We start from the raw sequence: 3,349 nt of genomic DNA, 5'->3' as shown, positions 1-3,349 counted from the left end.
ACTTTGTATATTTTGAATATGCGTGCAAAGGTACCCAATTCAAATGTCGGACATACTTTTCTGAATCTAAATTATTGTGCATGAGAACAATACAAAAAAAAATAAATAATTTTAAGAGACACTAGTGACCTAAGGTAAGGTTTGTCATTGCAAGAATGGTCGTAAAGGGTATACAATTGTATATCAGTTCGGCTTGTACTTGAGTATGATTTGGTATGGAAGACTTGCCGTGGCTTTCCTGATATTTTAGTGTTTTATCAAGAATATGATTAACAGATCGTATCCGTTTCTGCTTCAGTTGGAGAGAAAGCAGAGGGAAAAGTTCTCTGATAAAGCAACGGTTTTTCTTGGAAACGCATGTATCCAATTTGCTTATAGGTGAGTACCAGACTACCTGACCATACTCCTCAGAAGGAAAGATGGTCAGAATATTTCCTTGCTGGAGTTCCATTATTAATTGTAATTTTCCGTCCAGATCGGTACAGGCTTTATGGAATCCATCTGTTTTGCCCTGGGCATATTCTTGGATAGAGGGACCGAGTATATAGTTGCCGTCTCTGAAGAAGTCATTTACATTAGCATATTCCGGCAGGTTGAAGCGACGACGTATCTCTCTATTCTTGATTCGTATGAACGGTTCTTGATTCCATTCTGAAGAGTAGAATATCCAACTCATTACGACCTGTTCTGCCGTCATGCCTTTATAACTTCTGCTATTATGGAGTTTGTTGGTGAAGTCGAGGGCAAAAGTTTGTAACGGACAGATACGGTTGTCATAATTGATGAATAACCGCCCGAACTTTTTTGCAGTTTCCTGGGGGATGACGGTAGCAGCCCGTGAAGGCTGAAAGCAGAATGGACCGATAAGCAGAGCCAGGGTCAGTAACCCGTTACGGACAGACACCTTGTGGAGGAGTTGGCGGAAAGTACCTTTGGGGTCCAGTAATAGCCAGAAAAGACTGACAAAGAGCAGGGCATAGCCGATATAAGTAACGGTAATACCATAAGGATCCCTGTTGATACTTAGATAACTGCCCATATTGTCAGTATCATAGCTGGCCTGATAAAACCTTACACCTCTGTACGTAAAGATATGATTCATGGATACCTCTGCAGGGATAGTTTTCGTGCCGTCGATAATCTTGAACTTTGTGATGAAATTGCTTGGTGCAGTTGTACCTTTATGGTATGTGATATTAAAGTGATCCAGACGCACGGAAAAGGGCAAGTTCAAACTTTCAAGCGTACCATCTTCCTTTTGCTCTTCTACACGGTTTGTAGATTGGTCACCTCGCAAGTACATCATTCCTCTGAATGCCAGGGTATGCGTGAGCATAGCACCGATGAGGATAATTACCATGGAAAGATGAAGAATTAAAGTGGAGAAATGACGGGCAGGTGAAAGATGCCGGAAGATATAGAAAAGGCCGGTTATGATGAGCAAGGCCCACAGAAGGATAAACCACCATGAACCGTAGAAGTACTGGTCTGCAAATGGAGTACCTTCAATGTTTTCCACAAGGGTTGCTGAAGCAAGTGCTACGATGAGCAGGATATATATGGAAATGACTGTTTTCTTGATCATATCTTGAAATAATAACGGCTAAAGAAACATTTTGTTGTTCCTTTAGCCTGAAAAATCACATTGTAAATATAAGCAGATTACATTTATATAGCATTAATGAAAGCAATGACCGCGTCACGATCGCTCTTGGGAAGATTATAAAACTGTTTTGCAGCAAAAAAGGCATCACTTTCTTTGCTGTAGGCATGCCACATAATAGCTTCCGTAACATTTCGCGCACGACAGTCATGCAGGCGACTTCCTTCACCTGTTTCCTGGGTGGATAGTCCTCTGCCCCAAAGTGGAGTGGTACGACACCATCCGGTACGGATGTTGTTGATGATATGGAGGTTATGCTGGATAAGATCAGTATAGGGCCAGATGGTGGTATTACTATAATCGGGCATACCGTTGCCGATAGAACAGAACTTGCGCGATACAGGGTCTATCCAACTGTTGTCTTTTCTTATTTTCCATGAAGGACGATGGCAACTTGTACAGCCCATTTGATAAAAGAGTGTTTTGCCCCGTTGTATTTCTTCATTATCCAGATTACGTGCCTCTGGTACACCGAGTCCCTTGTGCCAAACGGCAAAATGATAGTAATCTTCATCTTTCATCTCTTCCTCACCGTTCCAAGGCGCTCCCTTGACGAAATACTTGTCGTAGGTGGCGTGGGTCGCATCATCGTTGCCGCTGAGGCTCAGGAGTTTGTTCACCATATAGGAGATGCTGTCTGCCGAACCGTCGGCATAGTAAGGATGGAGGAGAGAGGCTGTGCTCTTGCCGTCTTGCTGGATCGTGCGGATCACCTCTTCATCTTCGCTCATTGCCTTTGCCCATGCAGGGGTCGTATAGAGGTAATGGCGGTCAGAACGCGTCACGTTGGTGATGTTCCACATCGCATTCGCACCGGGCCCATCGAGAAGGGCGGCACGTGTCAGGGCATAAGTGTATTTCTTGATCCGCTTTGTGCCGTCTGCCAACAGATACCACGCACTGCTTGCCCAGTCATTGGCTGCAGTATTCCACATATCCGGATTGAGGGTGACATAGCCTTTGGCAGCCTCACTTTGGTATTGAGCTTTCATGGAATCCTGGCTGATGGCATCCAGAAGACCTGTGCCATAGATACCGATCGTTGATTCCAACCTTACTTCATAGTTGGTAGGTTTAGGATCTGTGTTGAAAGCCGTGGCGTCAATGCTGACATCAGGATAGATGAGTTCGAAAGTCTCTCCGTCAGGAAACTGTGTGGCAGAAAGTCCTGAAGGCATTGTTCCTGTCACCTTATTCCAAGTGATATGAATACCGCTCTCGTCCACTGGCGGTTTGAAAGGACTCATCGCTCTGGTCTGAGGCATGCCGGTGACCTGGCGGATATAACTGTTGGCTGCATAGCTGACACCGTCGGGGTCTGTCCCTGCTGTCGGATGATAGATCACCAGCAGATAGCCGTTGCCCATTTCAGAGGCATCATACTTGGTCTGTCTTTTGCCATGTCCGTAACTGGGGTGACAGTATTCGCATCCCGGGCGGACCCAAGCCGGACCTAGACCGCTATAAGGTCGGTTGAAAAAGGTAAAGTCGTGCTCGAAGAAAGTTTCCCCCTTTTTGAAGATCTGATAGAGACTGTAATCGTCTGCAACGATAGGAGCAGGAGGGTGTGTCAAAATAGACATATCCTCTTTTTTTATCACAAAGCCCCGACTTTCTCAAGCCAGGGCTTTGCCATGTCCAAAAATTTTTGTACCTTTAGACATATACTTTATAACTATGGCAAAG

2 protein-coding genes are annotated in these 3,349 nt (G+C 44.8%); both read right to left on the bottom strand.

Going from position 1 to position 3,349, the window contains the following annotated elements; all coding sequences use genetic code 11:
- Positions 1-121: 121 nt before the first annotated feature.
- Positions 122-1,585 carry a cytochrome c biogenesis protein ResB gene (locus NG821_RS12365; RefSeq protein ID WP_252761966.1) on the bottom strand — a complete coding sequence of 488 codons (1,464 nt, stop codon included), beginning with the start codon at positions 1,583-1,585 and terminating at the stop codon, positions 122-124.
- An 83-nt stretch (positions 1,586-1,668) separates the two neighbouring features.
- Positions 1,669-3,246: a di-heme oxidoredictase family protein gene (locus NG821_RS12360; RefSeq protein ID WP_252761965.1), complete on the bottom strand. Its 1,578-nt coding sequence runs from the start codon at positions 3,244-3,246 to the stop codon at positions 1,669-1,671.
- Positions 3,247-3,349 lie beyond the last annotated feature (103 nt).

This window comes from Segatella cerevisiae (assembly GCF_024054555.1).
In the GTDB taxonomy this organism is placed as follows: Bacteria; Bacteroidota; Bacteroidia; order Bacteroidales; family Bacteroidaceae; genus Prevotella; species Prevotella cerevisiae.
This window is presented reverse-complemented; position numbering and strand designations above follow the sequence as displayed.

Bases quoted from the DNA above. Each gene is read 5' to 3' on its own strand.
- NG821_RS12365 (WP_252761966.1), bottom strand. From the start codon at position 1,585: ATGATCAAGAAAACAGTCATTTCCATATATATCCTGCTCATCGTAGCA.
- NG821_RS12360 (WP_252761965.1), bottom strand. From the start codon at position 3,246: ATGTCTATTTTGACACACCCTCCTGCTCCTATCGTTGCAGACGATTAC.